The sequence below is a fragment of the Psychromonas aquimarina ATCC BAA-1526 genome (genome assembly GCF_000428725.1).
GTDB lineage: Bacteria > Pseudomonadota > Gammaproteobacteria > Enterobacterales > Psychromonadaceae > Psychromonas > Psychromonas aquimarina.
Window position 1 is genome coordinate 378,598 of the sequence record NZ_KE386793.1, and the last position, 18,234, is coordinate 396,831.

Sequence of the window (18,234 nt, forward strand, 5' to 3'; positions counted from 1 at the left end):
ATATTCAGTTTCAGCAGTGCTGAAACTGAATGTCAGTGTTAACGGATTGATTTCTGGTAACGGCTGCTGAGGGTCTGGTAGTTTCCCGGAACTGCAAACACGCTGTCCATCAGAGGCTCTAATGTAGTCAGACGATCATTTGCCGACGGGTGGCGTTTCATAAAAGTCTGCCAGGCTGCAGAGTCAGGTTTTTCGCTGGCAATCTTCTGTATAACAGCGATATAAGAATAGGGATCATAACCTGCGCGGGCAAGAATAATCACCGCCATTTTATCGGCCTGCTCTTCGTCTCCTCTGGCTAAACCATTGGTATACAGGCTGTCTATTGCAGAGCTGATCTCTTCAGCCATTTCTATATTTTCAATGGTATCGCTGTCATAGTTGTCTCTTCTGGTGCTCTTAATCTGATAGGCTAATATGCCGATATCAGATGCCAGATCCAGCTGCGTCTGTTTCTGCAGTGCCTCTAAATAGTGGCGTTTTAATACATGTGCCATCTCATGAGCAAGTACGCCGGCCAGCTCCGCTTCGCTGTTTAATCTCAGCAGAGTACCTGCTGTTATAAAGACATAACCTCCAGGTGCTGCAAATGCGTTGAAACTTTTATCATCGAGCACGATAAAGTGCCAGTTAAGATTCGGGCGTTCGCTGTTTTGTACCAGCCACTGTCCGACACTGTTAACGTAACGCTGAACTTCGTCGTTATTTAACAGGCGGCTGTCGGTTAACAGCACCTGTGCAACTTCGTTACCAAAGGCCTGTTCCTGCTCTTCAGTTTTATCGCCGAGGTCGATAAACTTTTCAAAGGTATTAGTCAGCTGATCGAGATCGATATTGTCTAGTCCTAAATCTGTCGTTTTGCAGCCCTGCTGCGATAAAGTCAGACTTAATAACAGAGTAAGGCCGGCTGTTTTCAATAAGTTCCGTTTACGGTTTTTCATGTTCAGCTCCCTGCTATTCTGTGTCTGCATAAGGAAGGTGTTTCTGCTTCAACCCGCCGGCTTCAGCAAAGGCCCGGGCCTGTTCGGGAGAAACAGTGAAGCGATCCAGGGTGTTGACAGCGTAGGGATCACCCTGGCCTTTTTCGAGTTCTTCTTCAGACAGCCCGCGGATTCCTGTTGCAACTGTCACACCGCCGCCCTGGGTGAGCAGTGAGAAACCATCATCTCTTTGACCTGTCACTGAATAACGCAGCCACAGCATTTTTAACCAGCCCTGCAGCTGTGGAAATGTCTCCACCCGGTACCAGCCTCCTCGACGTTCAAGAATTGTCACTGATGTGTCTGTTCTCAGGAACTCGATAGACTGACTTCTGACGGAGGGAGATGTTTTCAGGTGCGTATCAATAATTGTTGATGCCTGCTGTGCCGATGCTGAAAAGGCGCTGAATAAGAGGTTGACGGCAACTATAATCAATAAGTTTTTCACTGCTTTTCTCCTTGCTGTAAGCAGGTTAAAATGTGATTTTAAGTTCTTAAGCTGTATTTAAAGGCGTTGACAACATGTTCTGTTATTTCCCTGTCAGGCATTCTGTTCAGCTCTTCTCTGTCGTGATTAATTCCGTGTTTTCAAGACGTTTGGGTATAAATACCGTAACGGGTTCTTCTCTACCTTTTAAGGTATAGCTGCCAAGCTCAATAAAGTCAAAATGATCTCTGCAGGCATTTCGGGTTGCTTGTGATACGAGAATATTACAGCGGTTTTTGGTGACTCCTTCAATACGACTGGCAACATTGACAGTATCGCCGATAACAGTGTAATCATAGCGCTGCTCGCCGCCGATTGCCCCGACAACTCCCTCTCCGGTATGAATGCCGATACCAATATTAAAATCAGGAAGATTCTGTTCAAGGCGAAAACGCTCAAGCTCATCGACCATAGTCAGAGCCGCTTCTACGGCTTGTATTTCCTGATTTTCATTTTCCAGCGGGGCCCCCCAAAAGGCCATAATGGCATCACCGATAAATTTATCCAGGGTACCCTGACGGGTAAAAATAACTCTTACCTGCATGGAGAAATAATCATCCAGCAGCTGCACTATCTCCAGGGCAGTATGTTTTTCAGAAAGGGTGGTAAAGTTGCGGATATCGGAAAAAAGTACCGTGATTCTGCAGCTCTTGGCACGCAGTGCCTGCTGTGTCTGACCGGAGTCAACTAACTGACGAACCACATTGCGGTCCATAAAACGTCCAAAAATATCAATGGCGTAGCTGTATTCCCGCTGCCGCTGCAGAAACTGCACTATCAGTACGGAGAAAAAATAGCCGCTGATTATCATCATCGGGCTGTTGACCGTCATAAGATATTTATATGCTGTCAGTTGATAGCTGACCAGGTAATAGCATAGCGTTACCATTATAAAGGCTAATGCTACGGGCAGGATGCGTTTCGCAAACAGCAGACCGAGTGTCAGCAGGAGCATAAATAAAACAGCCGCCAGCAGGTTAAATAAAGCAGCCACTGGTTTCAGCTGCTGGTTGTGCAGCAGGTTATCCAGTGCAGTGGCTAAAATATAGACGGCGGGAAAAAGGCCGCTTACCGGAGTGTTTTTTATATCATGCAGACCCGTTGCTGTTGAGCCGATAATAATAATTTTGTCGCGGAAAAAGCTGTCGTGAATAAAAACTTGTTCTTCGCTGACGGCTTTATACACAGCCGCGTAGGCATAGGTGGCATAGGGAGATGCTGAGCTGTCTGATCTAGGTTTGTGCCAGTCGAGTATTATCTCGCTCTGCTTCGGGATCTCTGCACCTAGATAACGAGCCGCCTTGGTTGGTAATGAGTCTATCCGCCACTGCTCAATTGCGTGTTGTATCTGATATCTGCGCCCGACTCCATCAGGATCCGGATAAAAATTTATGGTGCCCAGTTTCCAGGCCGCAGGGGAAACCGCCATGGGTAAAAGCAGATTAGCACGGGTCTGTTTATATGTTTGTGCAGAATCAGGCGTGACTGTCAATCCGACGCTGGGCGGATAGTCGATTAATTTCGGGAAGAGGCGGGGCTGAGCGGAATCTAAGTGAAGTATAGGCAGAAAAACATTATCGGCATTAGAGATAACTTCGGAAAGGTATTTATCAGCATCTGGACGGTAGATATCGGGTTCGGCAAACAGGATATCAAAAATGACCGCTTTAGGATGCTGCAGTAGTAACTGATCCAGCAGTTCGCCGTGAACCGATCGGGGCCAGGGCCAGCGTCCTACTCGGTTTTTCATTGCCTGCAGACTGGGATCATCAATATCAATGACAACAATGTCGGGATCTGCCGGGCTGTCGAGGCTCCACTGTTTTACTGCAAAATCTAACCAGATATTGTCAAAGTTAATAAAGGGGGTAAAAAGGCTGTTAACTATAAGCAGGTTAATAAACAGCAGCAGGGATGCTAAAACAATGCGGTTGTTTTTGTATGTCTTGTTTAAGTCATCTTTAAGGTCTCTGCTGTGAATATTTAAAGGATTTTTCATTGCAGGCATGCTCAGCTGTGATCCAGCAGATCAAAGTCACAAACATGGTGATGAAAACTGCTGACCGCATTACTAGGTTTACTGTAGAGCTTATCTTTAATTACCAGGTAGACCTTATTATCAATAAACAGTTTAACCAGATCGCCGTTGAGCTGCTGCTTTTCTGCTTCATTGTGCAGAATTTTAAATGCCAGTTCATTGGGAACAGCGTGTTTATATGGGCGGTCTGATGCGGTCAGTGCATCATAAATATCGCAGACCGTCATTATTTGTGAGGGCAGCGGAATCTGATCTGTTGTTAATCCTCTCGGGTAGCCGCTGCCGTCTCTTTTTTCATGATGAGCCGCCGCGATATCCGGAATATCCTGAAGCTCCGGCGTCCAGGGGATCTGTCTTAGGAAGTTCTCAGTGTGGATGACATGAGAGCGGATCTCGGTCATTTCATCCAGTGAAAGGCTTCCTTTAGGAATTGACAGTGCTGACAGCTCCTCACGGTTAATTAACGGTGTGAGTATGCCGCTGTCATTAGGTGCGTGATAAGCGTGAATCTGCTCCAGATTACTACCTAGAGACTCCGGCAGTATGCTCGGTTCATTGGCTTTAAGAATATCCTGCCAGAACTGCTCCAACTGAAAAATCTGCTCCTGTATCTGCTCCTGACGGTTTAGATGCTGTGTTGAATTTCTACAGCCCTGCTGCTGGAACAGCAGAAGTTCGCTTTCCGCTCTCTGGCGCAGCAGGGTCTGCTGGGTGAGACGGATGCGGTATTTGATAACATCCAGCTGATGCTGTGTGAGTTTTTTGGCTTTGGTGAGTACTGCTTCGCGAACCCCGACTTTACCGAAATCATGCAGCAGGGCCGCATATTTCAGCTGGCGAAGTTTTTTTTCATCCAGCAGCTGCTTTTGATATTGAGGTAATGCAGCCTGCTGCAGGGACTTAGCCAGCGCGATACTCAGATCGGCTACGCGGAACGAATGTCCGCTGGTGGTCGGATCCCGCTGCTCGATTGCTGTAACGGAGGCCTGTACAAACCCTTTAAACAGCCCGCGTATACTTTCGATCAGTCTGCGGTTTTCAATGGCAATGGCAGACTGACTGGCTAGTGCCCTTAGCTGCGGACAAATGCTGTCATCAAAGGCAATCACATTTTCCCGGGTGATCTTATGTGAGCTGAGGCGGATATCCGCTTGGCGGGTACGGTTGATAAACTGCAGTACGCCGATAACCTCGCCATGGTGGTTTTGTATCGGCAGTGCCAGCAGGGAGCGGCACCGGTAACCGGTGGCAACATCGAAGATTGAGTTGAACTGGTAGGGGGCGTCCTGCAGTTCGTAGACATCTTCAATATTTAATTCCCGCCCGTGGGTTGCCACGTAACCTGAGATAGAGCTGTCGTTAAGGGGGAAACACTGTTCTTCAAAGTGAAATTCGATGGAAGCATTCTGCGTAAGTTTCAGTACCAGTTTACTGTTTTCACTGTCCTTGTTATCCAGTAGAAACAGGGAGGCCGCATCACAGCAGGCTAATTTTCTCCCCTCGGTAAGAATTCTAATCAGCAGGGCGGTCAGGCTTTTTTCTGCAGAGAGCGCGATACCAATATCTGCTAGTCTGTTCAGATTGACTGATTTATCTGTCAGCAGGCTTGATAGCTGATCCTGCTGCCTGCCCTGAATAAAAGACTGCAGTGCGGATTCGATATGCTTTACTGTTACTTTTTTAGTAAATCCTTTAGGAACATAGAGATCGGCGTCAATATCCAGATGCTCTTCAGCAATCATCAGTAATGATTCAGGTTTACGCCATTTTCCTGCTGAGTCTTGATTTAATTGTGTCAGCAGCTGCTCATCCAGTATAAGCAGGGCTGGGGAATGAGCCTGCAGTTCTTTTTCATTATTAATGCACACACAGTTCAAGTGCTGTTTATTAAGCTCTTTTTGAATACCGGAGAGCGCAAATACCGGGCCGTGTGCGATCAGCAGTTTCTGGTGCAGGTTGCTATTATCTGTCAGATTCATTTTCATTTCCTTATGCCACGTTAATAGAATAGTTCAGCTTTGCTAAAGGGAGGTGTTCTGAGCAGTGAATTTACTTATTTACTTTAACAACTCGAAATTTGGGCGAAGATACTGTTATCAGAAGCATTTTTGTGATGATTTAGGCGGGAATATGAATCTTATCCCGTCACAGTGCGGCTGCTGGAAAAACCTGTATAAGGGGCTAAAATTGACAGTGTAAATTAGCTGTACTGCCTCTTTTAGAGCAGCTGCAGTTAAGTCTTGAGAGGAGGAAATATCATGGCTGCTGACACTCTTACTATTACTGATAACCGTACGGGTAAAAGTTATGAAATACCTATTCAGTACGGAACTTATCCAGGTTACGGTGCCACCATTAATGCGATGGATCTTAAGCAGATAAAAGCAACGGAACAAGATTTTGGCCTGTTAACCTATGATCCTGGTTATACAAATACCGCTTCATGCAGAAGCAGCATCACTTTTCTCGATGGTGAAGAGGGCATTCTACGCTACCGGGGATATCCCATTGAACAGTTAGCAGAAAAAAGTACCTTTTTAGAGACTGCCTACCTGATTCTTAATGGAGAGCTTCCCGACAGTGAGCAGCTCCAGAAATGGAGCAGAGCAATTACTGAACATACCTTTGTTCATGAGAATATAAAGAAACTGATCGATGGTTTTCACCATGATGCCCATCCGATGGGAACGCTGGTCGGCACCGTCGGTGCATTGTCTACTTTTTATCCCGATGCTAAAAATATTCATGATCAAGAGTGCAGAGAGCTGCAGATCTCCCGTCTGATTGCTAAAATGCCTACCCTGGCCGCTTTTGCTTATCGCCATAGTATCGGTGTTCCCTATGCTTATCCTGATGAAAACCTCTCCTTTGTCGGCAATTTTATGAATATGTTGTGGAAGAAAAGTGAACTGGTATATCAGCCGGATCCGGTACTGGAGAAAGCGATTGATGTGCTTTTTATTCTGCATGCAGAGCATGAGCAGAACTGCAGTACCAGCTCAATGCGTGCTGTAGCCAGCTCCTACACTGATCCGTTTTCGGCTGCTTCAGCCGCTATAGGTGCACTTTATGGTCCTCTGCACGGCGGGGCAAATGAAGCCGTATTACGCATGTTAGCTGAAATAGGAACGGTAGATCGTGTTCCTGATTATATTAAATCAGTGAAAGAGGGAACCGGAGGCAAGCTGATGGGTTTCGGACATCGTGTATATAAGAGTTATGATCCCCGTGCTAAGATCTGTAAAAAATTAGCTTATGATGTCTTTGCTGTAACCGGTGTTAATCCGCTGATTGATATTGCTCTGGAGCTGGAAAGAATTGCACTGCAGGATGACTATTTCATCTCACGTAAACTGTACCCTAATGTAGATTTCTATTCCGGTTTAATTTATCAGGCTATGGGCTTTCCTGTAGGTATGTTTCCTGTTCTGTTTGCGATTGCGCGGAGTGTAGGCTGGGCTGCGCAGTGGCAGGAATTTTTACTCGACCCGGATCATAAAATTGCCCGCCCAAGGCAGGTCTACTGCGGCTGTAAACAGCGGGACTATGTGGCAATGGATAAACGGAAATAATAAGGATAAAGCGCAGGGCACCTTGCCCTGCACAGCTGTTACTAGATAGAAGAATCGTCTTTAGCTGTCTCAAGCGGCGGACAGTGGTAACTCTTGGTGATTTTTTTATTTTCCACTGAATGCAGATGAATATCAAATCCCCATAAGCGGTGAATATGTTTCAGCACTTCATCGGTTGAATCACCCATAGGTTTACGGGCGTGCTGGCTGTGATGCAGAGTCAGCGAGCGGTCACCTGAAATGTCCACACTGTGCACTTGAATATTAGGCTCTCTATTACCTAAGTTATACTGTCCTGCAAGCGACTCTCTTATTGTCTGGTAACCCTCCTGATCGTGAATCGCGTTTACTTGAATATCCGGATTTTTGTCATCGTCAACAATACAGAAAAGCTTTAAATCGCGCATCACTTTCGGAGATAAGTACTGCAGGATAAAACTTTCATCTTTAAAGTTGCGCATCGCTTCGCTGATGCTTTCCTTCCAGTTACTGCCCGCCAGGCCGGGGAACCATAATCTGTCTTCTTCGGTCGGGTGTTCGCAGATGCGCCTGATATCAATCATCATACTAAATCCCAGTGAATAGGGATTAATGCCGCTGTAATATTTGCTGTTGTAGGGAGGCTGATAAATAACACTGGTATGTGACTGTAAAAATTCCAGAATAAAACCTTCCTCTACCAGGCCGCGATCATACATTTCATTAAGTATTGTGTAGTGCCAGAAACATGCCCAGCCTTCGTTCATTACCTGGGTCTGGCGCTGCGGGTAAAAATACTGCGAAATTTTGCGCACAATACGTACGACTTCCCGCTGCCAGGATTTTAACAGCGGTGCATTTTTTTCTATAAAGTAAAGAAGATTTTCCTCCGGCTCGGCAGGAAAGCGGGTTTTATGTTTTTTCTCCTCTTCGGTTTTGCTCTGCGGTATCGTTCTCCACAAATCGTTAACCTGTTTCTGCAGCTCTTCTTCGCGCTCCTGCTGGCGGTTATGCTCCTCTTCGGCGGATATCGGGTATGGACGTTTATAGCGGTCAACACCGTAATTCATTATCGCGTGGCAGGAGTCAATAATATCCTCCACTTCGGTAATACCATGGCGCTCTTCGCACTGGTTAATATAGTTCTTAGCAAAAAGCAGGTAGTCAATAATCGAATCTGCGTCAGTCCAGGTTTGAAACAGATAATTACCTTTAAAAAAAGAGTTATGCCCGTAACAGGCGTGGGCAATAACCAGTGCCTGCATAGCCATGGTATTTTCTTCCATAAGATAAGCAATACACGGGTTGGAATTAATCACTATTTCATAAGCAAGGCCCATCTGGCCGCGTTTATAGGAACGCTCTGTGTTAATAAACTGTTTGCCGTAGGACCAGTGATGGTAACCTAAAGGCATGCCCGTTGAAGCATAAGCATCCATCATCTGTTCTGAGCTGATTACTTCAATTTGATTAGGATAAGTATCCAGGCCGAATTCAGCTGCTATCTTACTTATCTCATGGTCATAGGCTTCAATTAGTTCGAAGGTCCATTCAGATGTACTTGATAGTGGTTTTTGTTTCATACGACCTGCTTTTGAAAAAGTTCGCGGAATACGGAATAGATTTCCGAGGCATTAATAATCTGCTCTATGGCAAAGCTGTTAGGAAAGATCTCTTTTACCTGCTGGTAATCGTGCCACATAGCCTGATGATCGTGCGGGGTAATTTCAATATAAGAGTAATACTGCACTTTCGGTAAAATTGCATTGCACAAAAGGTCTTTACACAGTGTTGAGTCATTATTCCAGTTATCCCCGTCGGATGCCTGTGCACCGTAAATATTCCAGTCTCCCAGCGGGTAACGTTCTTCAATAATTGACTTCATAAGTTTAAGCGCGCTGGAAACAATGGTGCCGCCGGTTTCGCGCGAGTAAAAGAAAGTCTGCTCATCAACTTCACTGGCTTCAGTATGGTGACGGATGAAAACAACTTCTGTACGCTGGTAATTTCTCTGGATAAACAGATAAAGCAGAATAAAAAAGCGTTTAGCAATATCTTTGGTGGCCTGATCCATGGAAGCTGAAACATCCATAATACAGAACATAACCGCCTTGGACTGCGGATTCGGCTCTTTAACATTAAGGTTATATTTCAGATCAAAATCATCGAGCCAGGGAACGCGTTTGATGCTGGCTTTTAATTTGGCTGTTTTTTCAAGCAGCAGTTCAATCTCTGTCTGATTATCCGCAGTGGAATCTTCTGCCTGTAATAAACTAAGCCGCTGCTCCAGTGCTTTTAATTTTTTTCGTTTACCGGTTGTTAAGGCGATACGCCGTGCATTAGCTGATCTTAATGAACGCACAATATTGATCTGGCCGGGAGTGCCCTGATTACTAAAACCTGCTCGACGCATTTTAAATTCATCGCTGCCGGCGAGCTGCCGTTTAATCATATTAGGCAGTTCCAGATCTTCAAACATAAAGTTGAGAAATTCATCCTGAGTTATCTGAAAAACAAATTCGTCTTCACCTTCTCCGCTGTCACTGGCACCGGAGCCTGAACCTGAACCGCCCGGGCCTCCAGCAGGCGGACGAGGTATATGGTCTCCTTTAACAAAGTCGGTATTACCCGGTAAAACATTTTCTGTGTGTCCGCCTTGACCATGATGGAAAATAGGCTCACCAATATCTCCGGAAGGGATGCTTATCTCTTCACCGTGCTCAATGTCGGTAATTGAACGCTTGCTGATCGCTTCTGCTACCGCTTTTTTGATATGTTTGCGATAGCGTTTTAAAAAGCGCTGCCTGTTGACAGTGCTTTTATTTTTACCATTAAGCCTACGATCTACAATATAATTCATGTTCACTCACCATCAGCCCGGCTGCTTGATACAGGCTGCTTTTCTTTAGAAATAAACTCACCTAAGCTACTGTGATTTTCTTACCCGCAGGTACCATTCAGAGAGCAGTCGGACTTGTTTCTCTGTGTAACCGCGCTCAGTCATACGATCCACAAAGTCTTGATGTTTCTGCTGCTCATCAGCTGAGCCTTTAGTACTGAATGAGATAACCGGTAACAGATCTTCTGTATTGGAGAACATTTTTTTCTCTATCACTGTGCGCAGTTTCTCATAACTGTTCCAGGTCGGGTTTTTACCGTCGTTGTTGGCTCTGGCTCTAAGTACAAAATTAACCACTTCGTTACGGAAATCTTTTGGATTACTTATACCGGCCGGTTTTTCAATTTTTTCCAGCTCCTCATTAAGCGCCGCCCGATCAAGAATCTCACCGGTTTCCGGCGCTCTGAAATCCTGATCCTGGATCCAGAAGTCGGCATAGGTAACATAGCGGTCAAAAATATTCTGGCCGTACTCGGTATAGGATTCTAAGTAAGCGGTTTGAATTTCTTTGCCGATAAAATCAACGTAGCGGGGAGCGATATGTTCTTTAATAAAGGCCAGATATTTTTCCTGCTGTTCAGTTTGAAACTGTTCCTGCTCTATCTGCTGTTCAAGTACATATAACAAGTGTACCGGGTTGGCTGCAACCTCTGTGGGATCGAAATTAAATACCTTAGACAGGATTTTAAAAGCAAAGCGTGTAGACAGACCGCTCATGCCTTCGTCAACACCGGCAGTGTCTTTATACTCTTGTATCGATTTCGCCTTAGGATCTGTATCTTTGAGGTTCTGACCGTCATAAACCTTCATTTTAGAATAGAGGTTGGAGTTCTCCGGTTCTTTAAGGCGTGACAGTATGGCAAACTTAGCGAGCATTTTAAGTGTATCCGGTGCACAGTGCGCAGAGTACAGTGAGCTGTTTTCTAACAATTTTTCATAAATTTTGACTTCTTCCGATATCTGCAGGCAGTAAGGAACTTTTACTATGTATACCCGGTCAATGAAAGCTTCATTATTTTTGTTGTTTTTGAAAGTCTGCCATTCAGATTCATTAGAGTGAGCAAGCACCATTCCGTCAAAGGGAATTGCGCTTAACCCTTCTGTACTGTTGTAGTTACTTTCCTGAGTGGCAGTGAGCAGGGGATGCAGTACTTTAATCGGCGCCTTGAACATCTCTACAAATTCCATCAGCCCCTGGTTGGAGCGGCATAAACCACCCGAGAAGCTGTATGCATCGGGATCATTCTGCGGGAATTCTTCAAGCTGGCGAATGTCTACTTTACCAACCAGGGAAGAGATATCCTGATTGTTTTCATCGCCCGGTTCTGTTTTCGAAATTGCAATCTGGTTAAGAATAGAAGGGTAAATTTTAACCACTCTAAACTTGCTGATATCACCATTATATTCATGTAAGCGCTTAGCTGCCCAGGGAGACATAATGGTACTGACATAACGCTTGGCAATGCCGAACTCATCTTTGAGGAGCTGCCCGTCCTGTTCCGGGTCAAATAATCCAAGTGGTGATTCAAATACCGGAGAGCCTTTAATGCAGTAGATCGGCTGTTTTTCCATCAGTGCTTTTAGTTTTTCTGCTAATGATGATTTACCGCCGCCGACCGGGCCGAGCAGATAGACTATCTGCTTTTTCTCCTCTAAGCCCTGGGCCGCGTGTTTAAAGAATGAAACAATATTTTCAATGCATTCCTCCATCCCGTAGAAATCTTTAAAGGTGGAATAGCGTTTGATCACTTTGTTGGAAAAAATGCGGCTTAAACGCGGATCGCGTGAAGTATCTATTAGTTCCGGCTCTCCAATGGCAGTCAGCATACGCTCTGCTGCGGAGGCATAAGCACCGGGATCTTTTCTGCACAGAGCCAGATACTCTTGAATTGACATTTCTTCTTCTTTGACAGTTTCGTAACGCTGGCGGTAATTATCGAAAATACTCATAGTTTACCCCTAGACCTATTAACCATGGCAGTGACTGAAAACTCCCTGATTTTTCTACTGTTGATCTTTTATCAGTCGCAGTCCCCTTGAGCGACGATAGCGTGTATCGCTATTTTGTTACCCTAGGTTAAGAATAGTCAAAATTTTGAAGGAGTTACCGTTATTTTGTAAAATAAATCAGAATTGTTGCCGTAGTCACTTGTTACTGTGATTTATTATTTATGCTGGAGCGTTAACTTTAATTTCTAATATTGATTAAACAACAGCTGCCGGGCGCCTGTTTGTGCAGGAGAGTCCGCTGCCGGTGAAAATGATAGCGCTGAAGTTTGAATACCGCCTGAGTTTTTTCTCAGGTTAAATATTTATGAGAAAAAATTATTATTTGACTTTCTCCGGATAAGGAAACTTTACTGCAGTCTGCTGACTTTTCATCTTGAAGTATCATGGGTATAAAGCCGGAACAGAGGTCAAACCTGTTTATCAGACAGGCATTTTCAGTGCTCTATTAACAGGTGGAAAAGAGCGCCGGAAAAAGTCTGTTTTTTTATTAAATATCCTGAAAAAACCATGGGGTCAGCAGTGATTATGGGGTAAACTTTGCTCACATTTTTGACCATCCATTATTAGGAAAAATTCAGTGAACATTGACGTCGCGATCCTGTTATCAAAAAACGATATTTTATTATTGTTTGTTGTTTTAACATTAGGGTTATTAGTCGCGAAATTACATATCGGAAGCTTCCAGATCGGCAGCTCCATCGGTGTGCTCTTAGCCGCCATTTTTATCGGCCATCTTGGTTATTCATTTACTCCCGAAGCATTAAATATTGGTTTTATGCTGTTTATTTTTTGTGTCGGTTTAGAGGCCGGACCCAATTTTTTCGGTATTTTTCTGCGAGACGGTAAACACTACCTGCTGTTAGTTTTAGTGGTATTGATTTCTGCGGTCGGACTGACCTTTATGACCAGCCATTATTTAAATCTCGATTACGGTTTATCGACCGGTATGATGGCCGGCTCGCTGACCGCAACGCCTGTTTTAGTGGGGGCAAAAGATGCTATAAATTCCGGCTTAGTGCAGCTCCCGGAGGGGATCAGCTATAAGAAGGTTATTGATAACCTGAGTGTCGGTTATGCGCTTTCCTATCTGATAGGATTAACCAGCTTAATTATTTTTGCACGCCTGCTGCCGAGATTACAGAAACAGAATCTCCAGGATTGTGCGCAGCAGATTGCCAAAGAGCGCGGTATTGGCGGTGCTGGAAAACGTAAAGTTTATCTACCTATTATTCGTGCATATCGTGTTGATTCAGAACTGATTGACTGGACAGATGGAAAAAACTTACGCGAACTGGGTATTCACCGTAAAACCGGTTGTCATATTGAACGTATTCGCCGTAACGGTATTTTAGCAAATCCTGATGGTAATTATATACTGCAGCAGGGCGATGAAATAGCTTTGGTAGGTTATCCGGACAGCCATGCTAGATTAGATCCCAGCTTTAGAAACGGTAAAGAGGTTTTTGATCGGGACCTGCTGGATCTGCGTATTGTTGAGGAAGAGATCGTCGTTAAGAATGATAACATCGCCGATAAACGACTTTCTGAGCTTAATCTTTCACAGTACGGCTGTTTTTTAAACCGGGTAGTGCGCGCGCAGATCGAGATGCCCATAGAGCATGATATTATGCTTTCTAAAGGTGATATTCTACAGGTCAGCGGAGAGAAAAGCCGGGTTCACTCCCTGGCGAATAAAATTGGTTTTATTTCTATTCATAGCCAGGTCTCTGATTTACTCGCTTTTTGTAGTTTTTTTATCTTTGGTCTGATGTTCGGTATGGTAACTATGACCTTTGGTCACCTTACCTTTGGGCTCGGCAGCGCTGTTGGTTTGTTGATTTCAGGCATCACCCTGGGCTTTCTGCGGGCTAATCACCCGACCTTTGGTTATGTACCTCAGGGGGCGTTAAACATGATGAAAAACTTAGGGTTACTGGTATTTATGGTGGGCATAGGTTTAAGCGCCGGCAGTAATGTATTTGAGTTTTTTGCCGAGTCAGGTTTTAAAATACTGGCCGCAGCTATGGTTGTGAGTATTATTCCTGTGTTTTTAGCTTATCTGTTCGGCGCATACCTGCTCAATATGAACCGTGCGCTGCTGATTGGTGCTATTATTGGTGCCCGCACCTGTGCACCTGCTATGGATATAGTTAATGATCATACACGCAGCAGCATTCCTGCTTTAGGTTATGCCGGTACCTATGCAATTGCCAATGTATTAATGACCGTCGCTGGTACAGTCATGATCCTGTTATCTTAAGTTTTTTTCAAATAGTGCGGCCTGGAGTATATCGGCTTATTCCAGGCCTGCTGCGCAGGCGCTTTAAAAGTCAGATCTCAATTCCCTGACACAATGCTTAACATCCGACTAAATCATTGAATATCTGCCTGATCTAACTTATTGTGTAATAGTTATTGGGTTATGGGGCAAGGAGCTTTTATGAATATCTTCGGTCGGTCGCATAGTCCATTTTTAATTATTTTACTGATGCTCTCTTTCCCTGGTTATGCCCGCGACTTCACTATTATCGCCAGCCCGCAGGCTCCGCACAAATTCAGTGAAGAGGGAACCGTTAAGGGAATTGATGTCGAAGTTATTTCTCATGTGATGGACCGCCTTGATGTAAAGTATAAAATCAGACTGATTAAGTCTGCGGCCCGGATTATTCAGGAAGCTAAATCCGGCAGAGCCGATATGGTGCTGCTTTTCTCCAGGAAAAAATCGCGTATGGATTATCTGATCTACCCGAATGAATCCTATATTGATATCAGCTGGAATTTTTTTATTCTTAAAGAAAACTCAGGCTCCATAACTTATAACAGCTTTGAGGATTTAAAAGGGTTAAAAGTCGGTATTACCAATGATATTTCCTATACGCCGGAATTTCATAATTCAGGTCTTGATTTTGATGATGTTTCACAAAATCACCTGCAGATAAAAAAACTGCTCGGAAAGCGCATCGATATTGTTCCTCTTAATACCATAAGCACTCTGTATGAAGCAAAAAAGCTGGGATACAGCCGCAGATTAGCCTATCTGCCAAAAGCGCTTAAATCTAAACCCTATTACAATGTATTTCCTATTGCGTCACAGCATCCGGATAAGCACAGGGTGATGGCGCAATATGATCAGATTATTCGTGATCTTAAAGAGGAACAGATAATTGCCGGAATATTAGATAAATATTTAATGGACTGACCGTTTTAGCCTTAGTTGCGAGCTGCACTACTTAGCTGTTTAAATCTGCTTTCTAAACTTTGCAGTTTTGATAAACAGCTGTGTGCTTTATAATGCCTGCAAAAAGGAAATATTATTATGTCAAATGCAGATACCCTGGTCATATTAGATTTTGAAACAACCGGGCTGTCGCCCGATATGGGGGATCGCGCCATTGAAATAGGAGCGGTGCTGCTTGAAAACGGACAGGTAACAGATCGTTTTCAAGAGTTAATGAATCCCGGCATCTCTGTCAGCGGATTTATTGAAGGTTTTACCGGTATCAGCAATGCAATGCTTAAAGATGCGTCTCCATGTGCAGATGTTATGCACCGCTTTGCTGATTTTATCGCTGATCATAATCTGGTTGCCCATAATGCGTCATTTGATAAACGTTTTCTGGATGCTGAATTAAAACGCATCTCTAGGAATTATTCCGGCCGGTTTGTCTGCTCAATGCTGCTGGCGCGAAGACTTTTTCAAAACGCACCGAATCATAAGTTAGCAACATTAGTTGAGTACACAAATGCCGCCGCTGATGATGCTCTTTTTCACCGTGCTTTATATGACTCTGAAATGACAGCTAAAGTGTGGCTGGCAATGCTGGGGGATATTCAGCAGCGTTATGCTATTGAAAATATCCCCTTTGAACTGCTTTATAAGTTAACGAAAACACCCGCTAAATCCGTAGATAAATTACTCTCCAGCTGGAAATAAACGCATCTGCACAAAAAGACAGGAAGCTGCTGTTTCTTGCTTCCTGTCTAAATAGTCTGAGCAAATTATTTTTTATAGACCTCGCGGCCGCTGACCACTGCCGCCGCGATATTACGATCATCACCGAGCATCATGAGTGCAAATAATTTTTCTGCCAGCTGAGCTAACTCATCTTGTTTCTGCTCTTCAATAGTATTCATACGCAGTGTCTGAAGCGGCGTAGCTTTCCAGTCAAGAACAATAAAGTCGGCCTCATGACCCGGGGCTAAGCTGCCGATTTTATCGTCTAAATAAAGTGCTTTTGCACCGCCTAAGGTTGCCTGGTAAAAGCCTTCAAAAGCAGAAAGAGCCATGATTTTATCTCTGCCGTTCTGCTGTAGTAAAACTACTTTATAAGCTTCATTAAGTGTCTGCAGCATAGAGAAACTGGTACCTGCACCGACATCTGTACCCATACCTATACGCACTGGACGCTGCGCCTGTTTTGCTTCGCGAAGCTTGAATAAGCCGCTGCCTAGAAACAGATTTGAGGTCGGACAGAATGCAATCGCCGCACCGTGATCATGGAGCTCCTGGAAATCAGTTTCATCGAGGTGAATACCATGGGCAAAAACGCTGCGCCGCCCGGTTAATCCAGCCTGGCTGTATACATCTAAATAACTTGCTGCTTCCGGAAACAGGGATTCAACCCATTTAATTTCGCCTAAATTTTCAGACAGGTGGGTGTGCATATATACCGTCGGGTACTGCGCTTTTAATTGTCCGGCTAAACTTAACTGCTCCGGTGTAGAGGTCGGAGCGAAACGCGGCGTAATACTATAAAGTGCCCGGCCTTTTTTATGCCATTTTTCGATTAAGGTTTTACTTTCCTGGTAGCTGCTCTGCGCTGTGTCTGTTAAATAATCCGGCGCATTACGATCCATCATTACCTTACCGGCGATCATGCGCATATTTAACCGTTCAGACTGCTCAAACAAGGCATTAACTGATTCTGGATGAACGCTGCCGAATACTAACGCGGTTGTTGTGCCGCTGCTCAGCAGCTGATCAATAAAAGTTTCTGCCATGCTGTCGGCATAGCTTTTGTCGGCATATTTTTTTTCTGTAGGAAAAGTATATTTATCAAGCCATTGTAATAACTGTTCGCCGTAAGCACCGATCATTTCGGCTTGAGGAAAGTGAATATGGGTATCAATAAAGCCGGGCATAATCAGTTTACCCTGATAGCTTTGGTTGATTTTGATGCTTTCACCTTTTTTTTCGAATTTTTTAATCAGCTGCTGATAATCGCCGACATCACTTACCTTGCCGTTTTTAATGATTAATAAACCATCTGCATAATAGCGAACTGCATCTGTGATGGCTGCGGTGGTACTTGGATCTTCGACAAAATATAAAATAGATGCCCGGTAAGCGCCGCTTTCCGCTGTTTGTAAAAATTCGGGCTGTTTATAATTAAATTGTGCCGCAGCGGCTGTAAAACTGAGAAGCAGCAGTAGACATGCTGAAAGAGCTGTTGTTATTAGTTTCATTATGGATCCCTTTTGTTTAATTAAAGCAAAATCTACAGGGCATTTTTTATGCCAGTTTTTCAGTTCTAGTGTTTTAAAGGGATGAGAGTTAACGTATTAAAATTATTGGCTTTATTTCATGCTCTATCTGCTCGTAAAGGGGCATGAGTGGATCTCTATGGTGCATAAAAAGGGCATTTTTTTATTCAGTCGTTTCACTTTGCTGATTAAGCCATATTAGAATATCTGCGCGGTATTCTCTCTGCTTTGGCTGCGAGTCCTGCCGGATGTTGTCTATAAACTTAATTTTTGTTAATGAAATAAAGTAACTTTGCGCACCGAACTGGAAAGCGTTTTGTTCATTAAGTTTAAGCTCAATACGCTGCTGATTAACAGAGAAATACAGTTTTTTGTCTTTAAGCTGCAGATGTGCCATATACTGACCGCTGCCGGTGTTTAATGCAAAACTATGCAGTGCATTGGCTGCATAAAAAAAGATTAAATCACCTCGCCCGTTATTAATCTGCCGGAACAGTATTGGCCCGGTTGGCGTATACGCCGTATATACATGTTTGGTACATTCTTTACAAACAGGCACAGCAACATCTTTTACCCAGTCACTAATTAAGCGCTGCGAGAAATATAAACCGCCGTTCTCAAAAGTGAACTGATTCTTAGGTTGAAACTCCTTTGCCGGACCGCAGGCGCACAGTAAAATCAGGCTGAAAAGTAACTGCAGTTGTATTCTCACTGTGCATTCCTTTTATGTTTTTTTGCGGGATTAATAAATGATAGACCTGCCTTTAAGCTATGTGTGAAAGCTG

General features: G+C 44.1%; 13 protein-coding genes. 4 read left to right on the top strand and 9 right to left on the bottom strand.

Annotated elements, in window-relative coordinates; all coding sequences use genetic code 11:
* Positions 1–38 precede the first annotated feature (38 nt).
* The 4 genes from G337_RS27415 to G337_RS29465 all read right to left on the bottom strand — a co-directional run bounded on the left by G337_RS27415 (position 39) and on the right by G337_RS29465 (position 5,484).
* Positions 39–941, bottom strand: a complete 903-nt coding sequence (locus G337_RS27415) for a M48 family metalloprotease (RefSeq protein ID WP_051303626.1) — start codon at positions 939–941, stop codon at positions 39–41.
* Positions 942–954: 13 nt separating this feature from the next.
* Positions 955–1,428 carry an SH3 domain-containing protein gene (locus G337_RS0125100; protein WP_028866285.1) on the bottom strand — a complete coding sequence of 158 codons (474 nt, stop codon included), beginning with the start codon at positions 1,426–1,428 and terminating at the stop codon, positions 955–957.
* A 106-nt stretch (positions 1,429–1,534) separates the two neighbouring features.
* Entirely contained in the window at positions 1,535–3,466 is a 1,932-nt protein-coding gene (locus tag G337_RS27420) for an adenylate/guanylate cyclase domain-containing protein (protein ID WP_169719660.1), read from the bottom strand.
* An 11-nt stretch (positions 3,467–3,477) separates the two neighbouring features.
* The gene (locus G337_RS29465; protein ID WP_051303631.1) at positions 3,478–5,484 is read right to left on the bottom strand and encodes an HD-GYP domain-containing protein; all 2,007 of its coding nucleotides are present in this window, start codon (positions 5,482–5,484) and stop codon (positions 3,478–3,480) included.
* Between the two features lie 279 nt (positions 5,485–5,763).
* Here G337_RS29465 and G337_RS0125115 point away from each other — a divergent pair, with 279 nt between their 5' ends.
* Positions 5,764–7,077, top strand: coding sequence for a citrate synthase (locus tag G337_RS0125115; protein WP_028866286.1), 1,314 nt, complete (start codon positions 5,764–5,766; stop codon positions 7,075–7,077).
* Positions 7,078–7,118: 41 nt separating this feature from the next.
* On the opposite strand, the gene G337_RS0125120 is transcribed toward G337_RS0125115, so the two are convergent.
* From G337_RS0125120 to G337_RS0125130, 3 genes are all read right to left on the bottom strand, one after another.
* Positions 7,119–8,639, bottom strand: a complete 1,521-nt coding sequence (locus G337_RS0125120) for a SpoVR family protein (protein WP_028866287.1) — start codon at positions 8,637–8,639, stop codon at positions 7,119–7,121.
* On the bottom strand, positions 8,636–9,916 hold the full coding sequence (locus tag G337_RS0125125; protein ID WP_028866288.1) for a YeaH/YhbH family protein: 1,281 nt from the start codon (positions 9,914–9,916) through the stop codon (positions 8,636–8,638). Before G337_RS0125125 ends, G337_RS0125120 begins: the two co-directional genes overlap by 4 nt.
* A gap of 66 nt (positions 9,917–9,982) precedes the next feature.
* Positions 9,983–11,905 (bottom strand): PrkA family serine protein kinase, encoded by a 1,923-nt coding sequence (locus G337_RS0125130; protein WP_028866289.1) that lies wholly within the window; start codon positions 11,903–11,905, stop codon positions 9,983–9,985.
* A 637-nt stretch (positions 11,906–12,542) separates the two neighbouring features.
* Between G337_RS0125130 and G337_RS0125140 the strand changes: the two genes are divergently transcribed.
* The 3 genes from G337_RS0125140 (at position 12,543) to G337_RS0125150 (ending at position 15,899) form a co-directional block, all read left to right on the top strand.
* On the top strand, positions 12,543–14,225 hold the full coding sequence (locus G337_RS0125140; protein WP_028866290.1) for an aspartate:alanine antiporter: 1,683 nt from the start codon (positions 12,543–12,545) through the stop codon (positions 14,223–14,225).
* A gap of 180 nt (positions 14,226–14,405) precedes the next feature.
* Positions 14,406–15,164 carry a substrate-binding periplasmic protein gene (locus tag G337_RS0125145; RefSeq protein WP_028866291.1) on the top strand — a complete coding sequence of 253 codons (759 nt, stop codon included), beginning with the start codon at positions 14,406–14,408 and terminating at the stop codon, positions 15,162–15,164.
* A 117-nt stretch (positions 15,165–15,281) separates the two neighbouring features.
* On the top strand, positions 15,282–15,899 hold the full coding sequence (locus tag G337_RS0125150) for a 3'-5' exonuclease (RefSeq protein WP_028866292.1): 618 nt from the start codon (positions 15,282–15,284) through the stop codon (positions 15,897–15,899).
* A 65-nt stretch (positions 15,900–15,964) separates the two neighbouring features.
* Here G337_RS0125150 and guaD read toward each other — a convergent pair whose 3' ends face one another.
* Together guaD and G337_RS0125160 are read right to left on the bottom strand one after the other, a co-directional pair.
* Positions 15,965–17,431: a guanine deaminase gene (guaD, locus tag G337_RS0125155; protein ID WP_211235845.1), complete on the bottom strand. Its 1,467-nt coding sequence runs from the start codon at positions 17,429–17,431 to the stop codon at positions 15,965–15,967.
* A 181-nt stretch (positions 17,432–17,612) separates the two neighbouring features.
* On the bottom strand, positions 17,613–18,161 hold the full coding sequence (locus G337_RS0125160; protein ID WP_028866294.1) for a hypothetical protein: 549 nt from the start codon (positions 18,159–18,161) through the stop codon (positions 17,613–17,615).
* Positions 18,162–18,234 lie beyond the last annotated feature (73 nt).